The 16,921-nt window shown below is 70.9% G+C and carries 16 protein-coding genes and 2 tRNA genes; 8 read left to right on the forward strand and 10 right to left on the reverse strand.

Going from position 1 to position 16,921, the window contains the following annotated elements:
* Positions 1–27: 27 nt before the first annotated feature.
* The 4 genes from AC54T1_RS08515 to AC54T1_RS08530 form a co-directional block, all read right to left on the reverse strand.
* Complete coding sequence (locus tag AC54T1_RS08515; RefSeq protein ID WP_484345215.1) at positions 28–726, reverse strand: ATP-dependent Clp protease proteolytic subunit; 699 nt, start codon at positions 724–726, stop codon at positions 28–30.
* 49 nt (positions 727–775) lie between these two features.
* On the reverse strand, positions 776–1,399 hold the full coding sequence (locus AC54T1_RS08520) for an ATP-dependent Clp protease proteolytic subunit (RefSeq protein WP_484345214.1): 624 nt from the start codon (positions 1,397–1,399) through the stop codon (positions 776–778).
* A gap of 212 nt (positions 1,400–1,611) precedes the next feature.
* Positions 1,612–3,009 (reverse strand): trigger factor, encoded by a 1,398-nt coding sequence (tig, locus tag AC54T1_RS08525; protein ID WP_496911670.1) that lies wholly within the window; start codon positions 3,007–3,009, stop codon positions 1,612–1,614.
* Between the two features lie 174 nt (positions 3,010–3,183).
* Positions 3,184–3,257: transfer RNA gene (locus tag AC54T1_RS08530), tRNA-Pro, on the reverse strand.
* A gap of 244 nt (positions 3,258–3,501) precedes the next feature.
* On the opposite strand from AC54T1_RS08530, the gene AC54T1_RS08535 reads away from it, so the two are divergent.
* From AC54T1_RS08535 to AC54T1_RS08560, 6 genes are all read left to right on the forward strand, one after another.
* Positions 3,502–3,575: transfer RNA gene (locus AC54T1_RS08535), tRNA-Gly, on the forward strand.
* Between the two features lie 491 nt (positions 3,576–4,066).
* Positions 4,067–5,002 carry a cysteine synthase A gene (gene cysK, locus AC54T1_RS08540; protein ID WP_484345212.1) on the forward strand — a complete coding sequence of 312 codons (936 nt, stop codon included), beginning with the start codon at positions 4,067–4,069 and terminating at the stop codon, positions 5,000–5,002.
* Between the two features lie 76 nt (positions 5,003–5,078).
* Entirely contained in the window at positions 5,079–5,663 is a 585-nt protein-coding gene (gene epsC, locus AC54T1_RS08545) for a serine O-acetyltransferase EpsC (RefSeq protein WP_484345211.1), read from the forward strand.
* A 180-nt stretch (positions 5,664–5,843) separates the two neighbouring features.
* Positions 5,844–6,197: a GntR family transcriptional regulator gene (locus AC54T1_RS08550; protein ID WP_484345210.1), complete on the forward strand. Its 354-nt coding sequence runs from the start codon at positions 5,844–5,846 to the stop codon at positions 6,195–6,197.
* Positions 6,194–7,231, forward strand: a complete 1,038-nt coding sequence (locus AC54T1_RS08555; protein WP_496911671.1) for a DUF1648 domain-containing protein — start codon at positions 6,194–6,196, stop codon at positions 7,229–7,231. The genes AC54T1_RS08550 and AC54T1_RS08555 overlap by 4 nt, the downstream gene beginning before the upstream one ends.
* Positions 7,232–7,301: 70 nt before the next feature.
* A complete protein-coding gene (locus tag AC54T1_RS08560) occupies positions 7,302–8,351 on the forward strand; it encodes an LLM class F420-dependent oxidoreductase (RefSeq protein ID WP_496911672.1) in 1,050 nt (349 codons plus the stop codon).
* On the opposite strand, the gene AC54T1_RS08565 is transcribed toward AC54T1_RS08560, so the two are convergent.
* From AC54T1_RS08565 to AC54T1_RS08575, 3 genes are all read right to left on the reverse strand, one after another.
* Positions 8,322–8,666 (reverse strand): MGMT family protein, encoded by a 345-nt coding sequence (locus AC54T1_RS08565; protein WP_496911673.1) that lies wholly within the window; start codon positions 8,664–8,666, stop codon positions 8,322–8,324. The genes AC54T1_RS08560 and AC54T1_RS08565 overlap by 30 nt on opposite strands.
* A gap of 80 nt (positions 8,667–8,746) precedes the next feature.
* Positions 8,747–9,787 (reverse strand): Fpg/Nei family DNA glycosylase, encoded by a 1,041-nt coding sequence (locus tag AC54T1_RS08570; protein ID WP_496911674.1) that lies wholly within the window; start codon positions 9,785–9,787, stop codon positions 8,747–8,749.
* A gap of 15 nt (positions 9,788–9,802) precedes the next feature.
* Positions 9,803–10,252: a ribose-5-phosphate isomerase gene (locus AC54T1_RS08575; protein ID WP_496911675.1), complete on the reverse strand. Its 450-nt coding sequence runs from the start codon at positions 10,250–10,252 to the stop codon at positions 9,803–9,805.
* Positions 10,253–10,307: 55 nt separating this feature from the next.
* Here AC54T1_RS08575 and AC54T1_RS08580 point away from each other — a divergent pair, with 55 nt between their 5' ends.
* Complete coding sequence (locus AC54T1_RS08580) at positions 10,308–12,317, forward strand: M13 family metallopeptidase (protein WP_496911676.1); 2,010 nt, start codon at positions 10,308–10,310, stop codon at positions 12,315–12,317.
* Between the two features lie 4 nt (positions 12,318–12,321).
* On the opposite strand, the gene AC54T1_RS08585 is transcribed toward AC54T1_RS08580, so the two are convergent.
* From AC54T1_RS08585 to AC54T1_RS08595, 3 genes are all read right to left on the reverse strand, one after another.
* The gene (locus tag AC54T1_RS08585) at positions 12,322–12,921 is read right to left on the reverse strand and encodes a hypothetical protein (protein WP_496911677.1); all 600 of its coding nucleotides are present in this window, start codon (positions 12,919–12,921) and stop codon (positions 12,322–12,324) included.
* Between the two features lie 87 nt (positions 12,922–13,008).
* Positions 13,009–13,518 carry a pyridoxamine 5'-phosphate oxidase family protein gene (locus tag AC54T1_RS08590; RefSeq protein ID WP_496911678.1) on the reverse strand — a complete coding sequence of 170 codons (510 nt, stop codon included), beginning with the start codon at positions 13,516–13,518 and terminating at the stop codon, positions 13,009–13,011.
* A complete protein-coding gene (locus tag AC54T1_RS08595; RefSeq protein WP_496911679.1) occupies positions 13,518–14,165 on the reverse strand; it encodes a mycothiol-dependent nitroreductase Rv2466c family protein in 648 nt (215 codons plus the stop codon). Before AC54T1_RS08595 ends, AC54T1_RS08590 begins: the two co-directional genes overlap by 1 nt.
* 161 nt (positions 14,166–14,326) lie before the next feature.
* Here AC54T1_RS08595 and pepN point away from each other — a divergent pair, with 161 nt between their 5' ends.
* Complete coding sequence (gene pepN / locus AC54T1_RS08600) at positions 14,327–16,873, forward strand: aminopeptidase N (protein ID WP_496911680.1); 2,547 nt, start codon at positions 14,327–14,329, stop codon at positions 16,871–16,873.
* The last annotated feature ends 48 nt before the right edge of the window (positions 16,874–16,921 follow it).

Raw genomic sequence — 16,921 nt, forward strand, 5'->3', positions numbered from 1 at the left:
TGCCTCTTCATCCGGATGAAAGGGCGATCAGGCCTTCTTGGCGATGAGCGGCTTGCGGCTCTCGAGCACCTGGTCGACGATCCCGTACTCGACCGCCTGACGGGCACTGAGGATCTTGTCGCGCTCGATGTCCTTGCGGACCTGAGCCTCTTCGCGACCCGTGTGGAGCGCGATCGTCGCCTCGAGCCACTCGCGCATGCGGATGAGCTCGTTCGCGTGGATCTCGATGTCGGAAGCCTGCGCGTAGCCGCCACCCTCCATCGCCGGCTGGTGGATGAGCACCCGCGCGTTCGGCAGGGCGAGGCGCTTGCCCGGAGCACCGGCAGCGAGCAGGACGGCCGCGGCCGAGGCAGCCTGGCCGAGGCAGACGGTCTGGATCTGCGACGTGATGTACTGCATCGTGTCGTAGATCGCCGTCATGGCCGTGAACGAGCCACCCGGCGAGTTGATGTAGAGGATGATGTCGCGGTTGGGCTCCTGGCTCTCCAGGACGAGCAGCTGCGCCATGACGTCGTCAGCCGACGCGTCGTCGACCTGGACGCCGAGGAAGATGATGCGGTCCTCGAAGAGCTTCGTGTAGGGATCCTGGCGCTTGAAGCCGTACGGCGTGCGCTCCTCGAAGTTGGGCAGGACGTACCGCGACGACGGCGCTCCGTACGGCAGCGCCGTACCGCCGGCGCCGGCGAGGCGCTGCGCGGTGGAGATGAACTGGGACTCGATGCTCATGGGGTTACTCCTCGATGTCGGTGCGGGGTCGCGTGCGGTGTGAGCCGGTTCAGGAACCGGTCGTCCCGCCGCCCCCGGCGACCGAGTCGGCGTGGGTCACGACGTGGTCGATGAATCCGTACTCCAGCGCCTCCGGCGCGGTGAACCAGCGGTCGCGGTCCGAGTCGGTGTGGATCTGCTCGACGCTCTTGCCCGTCTGCTCCGCGATGAGCTCCGCGAGGACGCGCTTCATGTGGAGGATGAGCTCGGCGTTGATCCGGACGTCCGTCGCGGTCCCGCCGATGCCACCGGAGGGCTGGTGCATCATGACGCGGGCGTGCGGGGTGGCGTAACGCTTGCCCTTGGCACCGGAGGAGAGCAGGAACTGCCCCATCGAGGCGGCCATGCCCATGGCCACGGTCGCGACGTCGGGCTGGATGAACTGCATGGTGTCGTAGATCGCCATGCCCGCCGTGATCGATCCACCGGGCGAGTTGATGTAGAGGTAGATGTCCTTGTCCGGGTCCTCCGCGGCGAGCAGCATCATCTGCGCGCAGATCGCGTTGGCGTTCTCGTCGCGCACCTCCGAGCCGAGCCAGATGATCCGCTCCTTGAGGAGCCGGTTGTAGATGCTGTCGTTCAATCCCAGGCCGGCCACGTCACCACGTGCTGCTACTGGCATCTGCTCGTTCACGCCGTCTCCCATCGCTTCACTGCTTGCCGTGCGTTGCAGTGACCCTAACGCGCTGAGCACCGCCCGCCCGTCCCTGCAGCACCGTGTTTCGCTTTGGGCGCACTTCGCCCGTGTTCAGGTCCGTCGGGGCAGCCGGTGCACCCAGGAGACGCCGACTGCCCCCTGCTCGAAGGAGCAGGGGGCAGTTCCGCGTGGAGCGACGAACCGTTCGGTCAGGCCTTGTCGCCCTCGGCGTCGGCATCCTGCTGCTCGGAGTCCTGCTGCTCGACGTCCGCGTCCACGACGACGTCGTCGTCGTCACCAGCGACGTCGAGAGCGTCGCTCGCTGCGTCGTCCTCGTCGGAGCCGATGAAGTCGGACAGGTCCACGGCGTTGCCGGCGTTGTCGACGACGCTCACCTGGCGCAGCGCGACAGCGAGCGCCTTCGAACGTGCGACCTCCCCGACCATCGCAGGGATCTGGCCGTTCTCGTCGATCGTCTTGATGAACGTGTTGGGGTCCATGCCGTACTGGCGGCTGGCGTTCACGAGGTAGTCGAGCAGCTCGTTCTGGGCGACCTTGATCTCGAGCTGCTCGGCGAGGATGTCGAGGACGATCTGGTTGCGCAGAGCGGACTGCGTCTCCTCGGTGACCTCGGCACGGTGCGTCTCGTCCTCGAGGCGGTTCTCGCCCTCGAGGTGACGGTGCACCTCGGCCTCGATGACGCCCGCGGGCAGCGGGACCTCGACGGCCGTGAGCGCGGCGAGCAGCTGGTCCCGCGCCTGGACGGCCTGGTTCGACGTCTTGGCGTTGGCCACCTGCTCACGCAGGTCCGCGGTGAGCTCCTCGAGGGTGTCGAACTCGCTCGCGAGCTGCGCGAAGTCGTCGTCCGCCTCGGGCAGGTCGCGGTGCTTGACGGTCGTCGCGGTGACGGTGACGTCCGCTTCCTTGCCCTCGTGCTCGCCACCGGCGAGCGGTGCGACGAACGTCGTCGACTCTCCGGCCGACAGGCCGGTGAGCGCCTCGTCGAGACCCTCGAGCATGTTGCCGGAGCCGATCTGGTAGGACACGCCGGAGACCGAGTCGACCTCGTCGCCCTCGACCTTGGCGGTGAGGTCGAGCACGACGAAGTCGCCCTCGGCCGCGGGACGGTCCACGCCCACGAGGGTGCCGAAGCGCTCGCGCAGCGCGTCGAGCCGCTCGGTGACGTCCTCGTCCGTGACCTCGATGTCGTCCACCGTCACGGAGATGCCGGAGAGCTCAGGGAGCTCGAGCTCGGGGCGCACCTCGACCTCGGCGGTGAAGTGCAGGCCACCGTCGGTCTCGCTGATGTCAGGGACCTGCGTCACGTCGACGCTCGGCTGGCCGAGCGGACGGATGTTCGTCTCGTTGACGGCCTGGCGGTAGAAGCCGGACAGCGACTCGTTGATGGCGTGCTCGAGGACGGCTCCGCGCCCGACGCGCTGGTCGATGATGCGCGGCGGCACCTTGCCCTTGCGGAAACCGGGGATGGAGACCTGCTGGGCGATGTGCTTGTACGCATGATCGATGCTCGGCTTGAGCTCGTCGTACTCCACCTCGACGGTCAGCCTGACCTTGGTCGGCTCCAGGGTCTCGACAGCGCTCTTCACTTCGATGATCTCCAACTGGTCGGTGACATGCGGTTGCCCTGCATGAGCATTCTGAGGTTCTCGGCTCTGTGGCGGGTTCGGCCCCACCGCCGACGGGCGACGATCCGTCCGCTCGCGACCGGGCGACCGCCCACGAGCAACCAGTAGATGGTACGCCACATCGTGCTGCTGCTGTCGGGGTGACAGGATTCGAACCTGCGACCTTCCGGTCCCAAACCGGACGCGCTACCAACCTGCGCCACACCCCGTCCGTCTCGGACGACGCGCTTCTCCGTGATGGGGACGGCGCGACGTGCGGGCGGACCGGCCCGCATCAGCGCGGGCACTCGGGCAAGTGTAGAGGGCTGATCGGGTCCCGACGACCGCCCGACCGGACACGACAGCGACGCGCACCCGGGACAAAGGCGCGGGGGCCGACGATCCTTTGCTAAAGTGTGCTCGCCGGTCTCGGCGCGGACGCCCTCCGGGAACCGCGGCGGTGACAGGTCCAGCGCGGGCGTAGCTTAGTGGTAAAGCCTCAGTCTTCCAAACTGATGATGCGAGTTCGATTCTCGTCGCCCGCTCCACCGTCCTGCAGCCGTTCTCCACGGGCCGCAGGCTCCTCGGAAGCGTTGCAGAGCAGTACCGGCGTCGATAGAGTCGCCGGAAGGGCTGTCCAGGACCGTCGGCGAGAGGAAGCACCGTGAGGCTGCAGGTCGTCACCGCGCCGCTCGACGTGCTCGCCGCCACTCCCCGCACCGTCTCCACCCTCGAGGCCCTCCTCGCTCCCGTGCGTCTTCCGTCCGCATGCGCACGGTGTCGGTGTCTGTAGAGCGGTGACCGCTGCCCGCCCGGGCACCGTCAGCGCTCCATCCCCCGTCACCAGACGCGGCCCCCGATCCACCGCGAACCCCCTGGCACGCCGACCGGCACACGTTCCCGTGCACGCCCGGTCCGGCACGTCCGTGGCTCCCCGTGGATCGGCATGAGCCGCTCCTGGCGACCACCTCCAGGCCCTCGCGCCACCTGCACACCGGTTTTCTGGCTGTCGCCCCTCCCCCCAAGAAAAGGACCCACCATGGCACGCATCTATGACGACGTCACCAAGCTCGTCGGCAACACCCCGCTCGTCCGGCTGAACCGCCTGACGGAGGGCGTGGGCGCGACCGTCGTCGCCAAGCTCGAGTACTACAACCCGGCCAACTCCGTGAAGGACCGCATCGGCGTGGCGATCATCGACGCCGCCGAGGCCTCCGGAGAGCTCAAGCCCGGTGGCTCGATCATCGAGGCCACGTCCGGGAACACCGGCATCGCGCTCGCGTTCGTCGGTGCCGCACGGGGCTACAACGTCGTGCTGACGATGCCCGAGACGATGTCGAAGGAGCGGCGCGCACTGCTGCGTGCCTACGGTGCGGAACTCATCCTCACGCCGGGCTCCGAGGGCATGAAGGGCGCGGTGAACAAGGCCAACGAGATCGCCGCGGAGCGTCCCGGCTCGATCCTCGCCCGCCAGTTCGCGAACGAGGCCAACCCCGCGATCCACCGCGCCACGACAGCCGAGGAGATCTGGGCCGACACGGACGGCGAGGTCGACATCTTCGTCGCCGGCATCGGTACCGGTGGCACCATCACCGGGGTCGGCCAGGTGCTCAAGGAGCGCAAGCCCAGCGTGCAGGTCATCGCCGTCGAGCCGGCCGAGTCGCCGATCCTCAACGGCGGCGCTCCCGGGCCGCACAAGATCCAGGGGATCGGCGCGAACTTCGTCCCCGAGATCCTCGACCGCGAGGTGTACGACGAGGTCTTCGACGTCGACGCTGAGACCTCTGTCGAGGTCGCACGCCGCGCCGCCCGGGAAGAAGGCCTGCTCGTCGGCATCTCCTCCGGTGCCGCGATCCACGCAGCGCTCGAGATCGGCAAGCGTCCCGAGAACGCCGGCAAGCTCATCGTCGTGGTCGTCCCGTCATTCGGTGAGCGGTACCTCACGTCGATCCTCTACGCCGACCTGCTGGACTGACCCGTCGGGTGGGGTGGCGCGCCGCGCCGCCCCACCCCGACCGACCACCGCTGCACAGGGACAGGACGGCACACGCATGGCACGACTGGTGAAAGCATGGAAGCTCCTGCGTGAGGACCTCCAGGCCGCACGGGACCGGGACCCGGCCGCGCGTACGGCCGTCGAGGTGGCGCTCGCCTATCCCGGTGTGCACGCACTGTGGGCGCACCGCCTCACCCACCGCATGTGGTCGCACCCCGTGCTGCGGCTCCCCGCGCGTCTCGTCTCCCAGGCGGCGCGGTCGGCGACCGGCGTGGAGATCCACCCAGCTGCGACGATCGGGCGGCGCCTGTTCATCGACCACGGCATGGGCGTCGTCATCGGCGAGACCGCCGTCGTGGGGAACGACGTCACGCTGTTCCACAACGTGACGCTCGGCGGCCGCAGCATGACGCACGGCAAGCGCCATCCGACGCTCGGCGACCGGGTCGTCGTGGGAGCCGGCGCCAAGGTCCTCGGTCCCGTCTGGGTGGGGGACGACGCGCAGATCGGCGCGAACGCCGTCGTCGTGAAGGATGTCCCCGGCGGCGCCGTGGCCGTCGGCGTCCCGGCCGTGGTCCGCGCCCGTCCGACGCGCTCCCCCGCGGTCGAGCACTGCGAGGATCCCGCGATCTTCATCTGACCGTCCGCCGTGCCGGGGCCCACCGGCGCCGCACGCTCCCGCTGTCCCGACGAGGGCCGCCGCTCCTGCGGCGGCCCTCGTCGGCGTTCGGGCGCCGGCCGGAAGGGGCGGATCCTGACCGTGGCCGTCCGCCACCCCTCACCATTGCGCTAGTTGCACTAGAACAAGTACTCTTGGGTCATGCTCTTCCGTATCGACGCGAGCGCCAGCGAGGCGCTCTTCGACCAGCTCGTGACCCAGGTGAGGCTGGGCGTCGCTCGCGGCGAGCTCGCGCCCGGCGACCGACTGCCCTCGGCGCGCGAGCTCGCCGAGTCGCTCGACCTCAACGTCCACACCGTGCTGCACGCCTACCAGGAGCTGCGGGACGACGGCCTCATCGACCTGCGCCGGGGGCGCGGGGCCGTCGTCACAGACCGGGCCGGCGCAGACTTCACGCCGCTGCGCCGCGCGATCGACGCGGTCGTGCGCGAGTCCCGCGCCCTCGACCTCTCCCCCGACACCACCACAGCCTTGCTCAAGGAGGCACTGCGATGAACGGACCTGCCTCGCACAGACCCGCGACGGACACACCCGGGAAGTCGGGCGGCACGAGCCGCCCCGGTCACCGGCTCTCCACCACCCTGCTCGCGCTCGGCGTCCCGGTGGCACTGACCGCCTCGACCGTCACCGTCGCCCTCACCTGGCGCCACGAGCTTCCCGACCCGGTCGCGATGCACTGGAACGCGTCCGGGCCCGACGGGTTCGGGTCGTTCACCACGGCGCTCCTCGCCCCCGTGCTCGTCGGGGCCGTGCTCGCCGTCGCGGCCTGGGCCTTCGGTCTCCTCGCCGGGCACGCGGCGTCCACCCGCCGTCTGGCCAACGGGACGAGCGCGGGCCTCGCAGCCCTGCTCGGCACCGCGACGCTCACGACGTTCGACGTGCAGCGGGGCCTGGCGGACGCGACAGCCGCACCCGGTGTCGGCAGCAGCCTCGCCCTGTCCCTCGCGGCCGGGCTCGTCGTCGGTGGCCTCGTCGCGTGGGCGACGCCCGGCGACCCGGCGCAACCGACGACCGACGCCGTCTCCCCGGACGCCGCTCGGCTGCCGATCGCCGCAGACGAACGAGCCGTGTGGTTCGCCACGGCCACCAGCCCGTCCTCCCTCGTCGTCGGCGGCCTCGCCGTGCTGCTGACGACGATCACAGCCGTCATCACCCAGATGTGGTGGATGCTCGTGGTTCCCGCCCTCGTCGCGCTGCTCCTGCTCGCGATGAGCCGGTGGAAGGTGCGGGTGAGCACATCCGGCCTCGACGTCCGCTCGACGCTCGGCTTCCCCCGCACCACCGTCCCGCTCGACGAGGTGGTCCGTGCCGAGGTCGTCACCGTCCGTCCGCTGCGCGACTTCGGCGGATGGGGCTGGCGCACCGACGGCACCGGTCGCGTCGGCATCGTCCTGCGCGCGGGAGAGGCCCTGAGCGTCACCCGGACCGGCGACCGGGTCCTCGTCGTCACGGTCGACGACGCGGGCACGGCCGCTGCGCTCCTCAACACCCTGGCTGCCCGTGACCGCGCCCCTGGCAGCGCCGTGTAGCATCGGGCAGGTACCCAGTACCGCCAGTTGCAGATGACCGCGGTCCCGACCTCGACGACGAGGAGCACGCATGCGCACCGGGTTCCACACCGGCTACTGGTCGGCCGGGCCACCCCCGGGGGTCGCCGACGCGGTCCTCGCGGCCGACGCGCTCGGCGTCGACTCCGTCTGGACCGCGGAGGCCTACGGGTCGGACGCCCTGACCCCGCTCGCCTGGTGGGGGGCAGCCACGCGGCGGATCCGCCTCGGGACCGCGGTCATGCAGATGTCGGCCCGGACCCCGACGGCGACCGCCATGGCCGCGCTCACGCTCGACCACCTCTCGGGCGGGCGGTTCATCCTGGGCCTCGGGGTCTCGGGCCCGCAGGTCGTCGAGGGATGGTACGGGCAGCCCTACCCGATGCCCCTCGCCCGCACGCGCGAGTACGTCGACATCGTCCGCCAGGTGCTGCGCCGCGAGGGACCCGTCACCAGCACCGGGCCGCACTACCCGCTACCGCTCACCGACGCGACCGCCTCCGGCCGGCGCGTCACCGGCCTGGGCAAACCCCTGCGCTCGACGGTCCACCCCCGCCGAGCCGACCTGCCGATCCACCTGGCCGCCGAAGGGCCCAAGAACATCGCCCTGGCGGCCGAGATCGCGGACGGGTGGCTCCCACTCTTCTACGCACCGCGCCTCGACGCGGAGTTCCGCGGGATGCTCGACGAGGGGTTCGCCGTGCGCGCCCCTGAGCGTTCGCCCGCCGCGGACTTCGAGGTCAGCGCCACGGTGCCGGTCGTCGTGGACGACGACGTCGAGCGTGCGGCAGACGCCGTCCGGCCCTTCCTCGCCCTGTACGTCGGCGGGATGGGCGCGAAGGGAGCCAACTTCCACCGCAACGCCATCGACCGGCTCGGCTACGCGGACGCCTGCGACGAGATCCAGGACCACTACCTGGCAGGCCGGCGGGACGAGGCCGCACGCGCCGTGCCGACCGGCCTCGTCGAGGACATCGCCCTCGTCGGGCCCCGGGAGAAGATCGCCGCCGAGCTCGACGCGTGGCGCGCGACCGCCGTGACGACCCTCGTCGTCCAGGGGGACGACGTCGCGCTACGGACGGTCGCCGAGCTCTCCGCCTGACCGCGCGGGGCGGGGTCCTCCCGCTCCGAGAGCCGACCACCGGACCCTGCCGTCCGGCGTCAGCGGACATCCCTCGGCGCGCAGCCGCTCGAGCGCCTCGGCCCGCTTGTGCGCGGGCGGAAGACCTGACGCAGCGACGACCCGCCACCACGGCACCCCTCCGCCGGCGTGCCGCAGGACGGCACCGACCTGTCGCGGTCCGCCTCGGCCGAGCGCCCCACCGACGACCTCCGCGACGCGGCCGTACGAGGTGGCTGACCCGGCCGGCACCGCGTCGACGGCGTCGAGCACAGCCTCGAGGTACTCCTCGTCCATGGGTCCACCCTACGACCGCCCCGTGGACGGACCCCGGTCGGGCGGACCAGCCGGGGCGCCGCCCCAGGGGCCCGGACGGGTCACGACTGGCAGCGCGGGCACCAGTACAGGGCCCGGGAGGCAACCTCTCGCACGAGGACGGTCGTCCCGCACACCCGGCACGGCAGACCGTCGCGGTGGTAGACGTAGAAGGACTCGTCCTCCGGGACACCGCCCGGTCGCCCGTCCGTGTTCTGCCGCGTCCGGCGTCGCCCGCGGCGGGCCGGCGGGTCCGGCTGCGTGCGCCCCCCTGCCGGGGCATCACGGTCCTGCGGGCGTGTCGTGACGATCGCGCCGGTACGGGCCCCGTCCTCCATGAGGCCGACGAGATCCGTCCAGATCCCGTCGAGGACCTCGGCCGGGACGAGCCGGCCGGGCGTGGCCGGGTCCAACCCCGCCCGGAAGAGCACCTCGGCGCGGTAGATGTTCCCGACCCCCGCGACGACGCCCTGGTCCATGAGCAGCACGGCGATCGACGACCGTGAGCGGACGACCGCCTCGACGAACCGCTCGGGCACCGCGTCCGCGCGCAGGGGGTCGGGCCCGAGCTGCGCGACGACGGCGTCCATCTCCTCCGACGTGACGACCTCGCACCGTATCGGGCCCGTGAGATCAGCGACGGCGCGCTCCGAGCTGAACCGCGCCCGGACCTGCCCCCGTGGCTCAGGCGGCTGCCAGGCGCCGCCGTCCGGACGCGGACCGTCCGCGCCCAGCGCCTGCTCGCCCTCCCCCACGCGCTTGCGGGGGGCTCCGATCGCGTGCACGACGGCGGCGCTGCCGTCGCTCGAGAAGGTCCAGGCACCGTAGAGACCGAGATGGACCCGTAGCCACCGCACGTCAGGGAAGTCAGCGACCCTGCCCGCGGGCGGACGCGACCTGCTCGTGCGCTCTCCCGCTCCCGGCGGCCGGAACGCGAGGAACATCTGCTTGCCGTACGCCTCGCTCACAACGAGGACCTGCCCGTCGAGCAGCGCGGCGCCAGCAGCGAACCGACCCTGGGGGCTCGAGACAGCCACGACCTGGCCCGCGAAGAGATCCTCGAAGGTCCTCGCGAGCCGGTGGACCGTGTGGCCCTCAGGCACGGGCGCGCGTCGCGGTCAGTGCGAGGACTCGTACGCCGCGAGCTGGTCGATCCGACGCTGGTGGCGCGGGTCGCCGCTGAACGGCTCGGCGAGGAACGCGTCGACGAACGACAACGCCTCCTCGACGGAGTGCTGACGCCCACCGATCGCGACGACGTTCGCGTCGTTGTGCTGACGGCCCAGGCGCGCCGTCTCGAGATTCCAGGCGAGCGCGGCCCGCACCCCGCGCACCTTGTTCGCGGCGATCTGCTCGCCGTTCCCGGAGCCGCCGATGACGACGCCGAGGCTCCCCGGCTCGGCGACGACCGCCTCTCCCGCGGAGAAGCAGAACGACGGGTAGTCGTCGAGGGCGTCGTACTCGTGGGCACCGTGGTCGACGACGTCGTGGCCGGCGGCGCCGAGGTGCGCCACAAGAGCCGTCTTGAGCTCGAACCCGGCATGGTCAGAAGCGATGTGAACGCGCATAGGACCATCATGCCGCAGCACGCGCCGTGCCACCGCATACGCCTAACCTGGGTCAATGACCTCTACAGACACCGGCCGGGGGCCGGCACTCCACTCCGGGATCGACCTCTCGGCGCTCGACCCCGACACCCGCCCGCAGGACGACCTCTACCGCCACGTCAACGGCCGATGGCTCGCCACCCACGTCATCCCGGCGGACCGGGCCGCCGACGGCGCCTTCCGCACGCTGCACGACGAGGCCGAGGAGCAGGTGCGCACGATCATCGAGGAGCTCGGTGCCGCCGGGACCGAGGACCTCACCGGTGTCGCGGCCCAGATCGGTGGGCTGTATGCGAGCTTCATGGACGCCGCAGGGATCGAGGCCCTCGGCGTCGCACCGATCGAGGACGAGCTCGCACTCGTGGCGGCCGTGCAGGACCGGGCCGAGCTCACCCACCTCCTCGGCACCCTGCAGCGCACCGGTGGAGCCGGAGCCTTCGGATTCTACGTGGACAACGACGCGAAGGATCCCGACACCTACGTCGTCCACCTGTACCAGGCAGGCCTTGGCCTGCCGGACGAGTCCTACTACCGCGATGACAAGTACGCCGAGATCAGGACGCAGTACACCGCCCACGTGGCGCGGATGCTCCGCCTCTCGGGCGCCTACGACGACGCGACGGCGACCGCCGGAGCGGAGCGGGTCCTCGCGCTCGAGACCCGGCTCGCCGGACACCACTGGGACGTCGTCCGTGACCGCGACTCGGAGCTCACGTACAACCCCATGACGCTCGACGCCGTGGCGCAGAGCGCGCCCGGGTTCGACTGGCACGCGTGGACGACGGCGATCGGCGCTCCCGCCGGTGCTTTCGACGCCGTCGTCGTCCGCGAGCCGGAGTTCTTCACCGGCCTCGCAGAGCTCTGGCAGTCCGAGCCCCTCGACGACTGGAAGGCCTGGTTCGTCTACCACCTCGTCAGCGCGCGCGCCCCGTACCTGTCCGAGGCGCTCGTCGAGGCAAACTTCGACTTCTACGGACGCACGCTCTCCGGAGCCCAGGAGGTCCGCGACCGCTGGAAGCGTGGTGTGTCCCTCGTCGAGGGAGCACTGGGCGAGGCCGTCGGGGAGATCTATGTCGCCCGCCACTTCCCGCCCACGCACAAGGAGCGGATGGACGTCCTCGTGAAGAACCTCATCGAGGCGTACCGGGTGTCGATCACGCACCTCGACTGGATGGGTCAGGAGACGCGGACGAAGGCGCTCGCGAAGCTCGCCGCGTTCAACCCGAAGGTCGGGTACCCCACGAAGTGGCGGGACTACTCCGCACTCCTCATCGACCCGGCCGACCTCGTGGGCAACGTCCGCCGGTCGAACGAGGTCGACCTCGACCGCGAGCTCGCGAAGATCGGCACCCCGATCGACCGCGACGAGTGGCACATGACGCCCCAGACCGTCAACGCCTACTACAACCCGTCGATGAACGAGATCGTCTTCCCCGCCGCGATCCTCCAGCCGCCCTTCTTCGACCCCGACGCCGACGACGCCGCCAACTACGGGGGTATCGGTGCCGTCATCGGGCACGAGATCGGGCACGGCTTCGACGACCAGGGCTCCAAGTACGACGGGGCCGGACGCCTCCAGGACTGGTGGACGTCGTCCGACCGCGCGGAGTTCGACGCGCGTGCCGCCCGCCTCGTCGCCCAGTACGACGCGTACTACCCCGCACAGCTCGGCCCCGAGCACACCGTCAACGGCGCGCTCACCATCGGGGAGAACATCGGCGACCTCGGGGGCCTGTCCATCGCGCTCAAGGCGTACGAGATCTCGCTCGGCACCGACCTCGCTTCGGCGCCGGTCATCGACGGCCTGACCGGTGCTGAGCGCGTCTTCCTCTCGTGGGCCCAGGTGTGGCAGACGAAGATGCACGACGAGGCGGCACTGCAGCGCCTGGCGACCGACCCCCATTCCCCGGCGGAGTTCCGGTGCAACGGCGTCGTGCGCAACATCGACGAGTTCTACTCGACGTACAACGTGCGCCCCGGTGACGCGCTCTACCTCGAGCCCGAGGAGCGCGTGCGCATCTGGTGAGGCGTCAACCGATCACGGCCACACCGGCACGGGCAAGGGTGAATCCTGCGCCCGTGCCGGTGTTCGTGCACGTCATGCCGGCCTCGGTGCTCGTGCACGCGAACGGCTCCACCGCGACCTCCTGCCCGTACTCGAGCACCGCGGCACCGTCCGTCGGCACACCCGCGGGTGCGTCACCGGTGACGCACGGCACATCCACACCTGCCGACGTGACCTCGACGACATAGCCCACGGTCCCCGCGCACCCCTCGACGGGAGCAGGCTCGCTCGCGAGCTCGAAGATGGTGCAGAGCGCACCCTCGGCGCTCACCTCGCAGGCGATGTTGCCCGACGGCGCAACGATCCGCTCGGCAGGCGCAACCTCCTCCTCCGTCGGCGGCTCCTGCTCAGGAGCCGCGGGCGCGGTCGACGGCTCCGTGGGCGCCGACGCCGACGTCGAGGGCGAGGCCTCCGCGGAGGACTCGTCGCCGGAGCCGCCGAGCATCGACACCGCCAGCCACACGGCCGCGACGACGAGAAGCACGTCGAACGCGATGAACGCGATCAGCGGCCCCCCGAGTCGCCCTCGCGCGGTCCCGGGACGGGGCGGCGTCGTGCCAGACATGCAGAACTCCTTCAGGTCGGTGAGATGTGGCCCTGCGGCCGCTGACCAGCATCCCACGCGCCCCGGACGGTCGGCACGTCACCGCCCTCAGCTCCGGCGCACCACCTCGACGGGTCGACCCGGCGTCCACGTCTCGACGACGATCGCGTCACCGGACTCCGCCAGGCTCGTGAGCACGACCCGCTCGAGGCCGAGGAGGAACACGTGCCCCGGGCCCGCCACCGGTGCGATGGCCACGATCGCCTCCCGCTCCGGACCGCCCGTGAGCTCCCGGGCACGTCCCATGATCTTCGCGTCGCCGCCGACCATGGACCCGTCGCCCGGGTTGGAGTGGAGCGCGAAGCGCGCATCGGCCTGCAGGTCGCGCGCCTTGCGCGCGCCCGGCATGGACCCGATCCACAGCTCCTCCGCCCACCACGCCACCTCCGTCCCGCTCACGCGGGGCGAGCCTGCCGACGTGAGCGTCGCGAGCACGTGGTGACGGTTCGCCTCGAACCGTGCCCGGACGCGGGACGCGAGCTCCGGAGCCTCGTCGACGAACCGCTGCCACCGCACCTGGGGACGCGCCAGCCGCAGCCCTGGCGAGCTCTTCGCCATCAGTCGAAGACCGGGCCCTGGGTCCGCGTGCGCTTGAGCTCGAAGAAGCCGGGTGTCCCGGCGACGAGCACGCACCCGTCCCACAGCCTGCCGGCCGCCTCGCCCTTCGGCGCCGGGGTCACCACCGGGCCGAAGAACGCGACGTCGTTGAACGCCACGACGGGCGTGCCCACGTCCTCGCCGACCTTCGAGATGCCCTCCGCGTGCGACGCGCGCAGCTGCTCGTCGTAGGCGTCGGTGTCGTAGGCGTCGATGAGCGAGGCGGGCAGGCCCACCTCGGCGAGCGCCTCGGCGACGACCTCGCGGCGGTCAGACCGACCGCCCGGGTGGAAGCGGGTGCCGATCGCGTCGTAGAGCGGCTTGACGACCTCGTCACCGTGCTCGACCTGGGCGGCGACGACGACGCGCACGGCACCCCATCCGCCGTCGAGCAGCTCGCGATAGTCCGGTGGCAGGTCCCGACCCTCGTTGAGGACCGACAGGCTCATGACGTGCCAGCGCACCGTGACGTCCCGCACCTGCTCGACCTCACCGATCCAGCGGCTCGTCATCCACGCCCACGGACACATCGGGTCGAACCAGAAGTCTGCGACGTTCGTCCGCGCGTCGGATGCGCTCGTCGTCGGTGCGCTGTCCGTGCTGGTCATGGCTCTCCCCGTGTCGGCCGTGCAGGTCAGGTCCATTCGTAGCACGGACGGCTTGACCGCGTGGAATGATCGGGGGTGGTCGATCGACCACCCACCCCGGTGCCCGTCCCCCCGTCCGCGACCCAGGACCGGCAGGCACCATGAGCCCCAGGGAGCCAGTCGTGCCCGGAGAGAACCTCACCCGAGCGGAGGCCGTCGAGCGCGGCGAGCTCGTCACCGTCCGCGCCTACGAGATCGACCTCGACCTCACAGCAGGGCCGCGGACCTTCGGATCCACGACCGTCGTGCGCTTCGCCGCCACTCCGGGAGCCAGCACCTTCATCGACCTCATCGCGCCGACCGTGCGCGAGGTCGTCCTCAACGGCCGGACGCTCGACCCCGCGACCGTGTTCGCGGACTCACGCATCGCGCTCAGCGACCTCGAGTCGGAGAACGAGCTGCGCGTCGTCGCCGACGCCGCGTACACCAACTCCGGCGAGGGTCTGCACCGGTTCGTCGACCCCGTCGACGGGGAGGTCTACCTCTACTCCCAGTTCGAGGTCCCGGACTCACGCCGGGTGTTCGCCGTGTTCGAGCAGCCCGACCTCAAGGCGACGTTCCAGTTCACCGTGACCGCCCCCGCGGCCTGGCAGGTCGTGAGCAACTCCCCCACGCCCGAGCCCGTCGCGGTCGCAGACGGGGTGGCGACGTGGTCGTTCGAGCCCACGCCGGTCATCTCCTCGTACATCACCGCTCTCGTCGCAGGGCCGTACGTCGTCCAGCGCTCCGAGCTCACGAGCCGCGACGGCCGCGTCATCCCGCTCGGCGTCTTCTGCCGCGCCTCCCTCGCCGAGCACATGGACGCGGACTACATCTTCGAGACCACGCGCAAGGGCTTCGAGTTCTACGAGGAGAAGTTCGACTACGCCTACCCGTTCGCCAAGTACGACCAGCTGTTCGTCCCCGAGTTCAACGCTGGGGCGATGGAGAACGCCGGCTGCGTGACGTTCACCGAGACGTACGTGTTCCGGTCCAAGGTCACGGACGCCATCAAGGAGCGTCGCGTCGTGACGATCCTCCACGAGCTCGCCCACATGTGGTTCGGCGACCTCGTGACGATGAAGTGGTGGAACGACCTGTGGCTCAACGAGTCGTTCGCCGAGTGGGCCTCGACCCTCGCGACCGCCGAGGCCACGGAGTGGACCGGGGCCTGGACGACGTTCGCCGCGATGGAGAAGAGCTGGGCGTACCGCCAGGACCAGCTCCCGTCCACGCACCCGATCGTCGCGACGATCAACGACCTCGAGGACGTCCTCGTGAACTTCGACGGGATCACGTACGCCAAGGGCGGTTCCGTCCTCAAGCAGCTCGTCGCCTGGGTGGGGATCGACGCGTTCATGGCAGGCGTCGCCCAGTACTTCCGCAAGCACGCGTTCGGCAACACCGAGCTCTCGGACCTGCTCGCCGAGCTCGAGTCCACGAGCGGACGGGATCTCGGTCGCTGGTCGCAGCTGTGGCTCGAGACCGCGGGGGTCAACACGCTGCACCCCGAGCTCGAGGTGGACGCTGACGGCGTCATCACGTCGCTCGCGATCCTCCAGTCCGCCCCTGCGGACTACCCGACGATTCGTCCGCACCGCCTCGCGATCGGGTGCTACGACCTCGAGGACGGCGCCCTCGTGCGCACGCACCGCCTCGAGCTCGACATCGACGGGGAGCGCACCGAGGTGCCCGACCTCGTCGGGCGCCAGCGTCCGGCGCTCCTGCTCCTCAACGACGACGACCTCGCCTACGCGAAGATCCGTCTCGACGAGCAGTCGCAGGCCGTCGCCACCGAGCACCTCGCCAAGATCACCGACCCGCTCGCGCGGTCGCTCGTCTGGGGTGCCGTCTGGGACGCGACGCGCGACGGCGAGACGCCTGCCAGCGACTACGTGCGCCTCGTGCTCGGCAACATCGCGACGGAGACCGAGTCGACGACGATCCGCACCACGCTCACACAGCTGACCCTCGCGGCACGCAGCTACGTCGCACCCGCCCGGCGGGAGTCGACCGTCCGGGAGGTCGGTGACGCCCTGTGGGCCCTGGCCCGGGCGGCCGAGGCCGGCTCCGACGCGCAGTTCCAGTTCGTCCGGTACGCCGCCGGGCTCACGAGCACGGACGAGCAGCTGGACACCCTCGCGGCACTCCTCGACGGCGGATCGCGTCTCGACGGCCTCGAGATCGACACCGACCTGCGCTGGGAGCTGCTCGAAGGGCTCGTCCTCGGCGGGCGTGCCGGCACGAGCGAGATCGAGGCGACGCTCGCGGACGACAGCACGGCGTCGGGCCAGCAGGCAGCAGCACGGGCGCGCGCGACGATCCCGACGGTGGACGCGAAGCTCGCGGCGTTCGCGTCCCTCGTCGACTCGGACGAGGTACCGAACGCGATCGTCCGCGCAACCACCGTCGGGCTGGGGCACGTCAACGACGCGGCCGTGCTCGAGCCCGTCATGGAGCGGTACTTCGACGCGATCGAGCGGCTCTGGGAGGAGCGCAGCTACCACATCGCGGAGACCCTCGTCGAAGGCTTGTACCCGGCGGCGCTCGCGAACGAGTCCCTCCGCGAGCGCACCCAGCGATGGCTCGACGAGCGGCCGTCCGCGGCGCCGGCGCTGCGGCGCCTCGTCGTCGAGAACCTCGCGGGCGTCGAGCGCGCGCTCGTCGCGCAGGCGGCGGACGCGCGCTGACTCCACGGCCGTGACGCCGTAGGACGCGCGCCCCTCGCGGGCGCGCGT

The organism is Sanguibacter sp. Z41_6, from assembly GCF_059621145.1.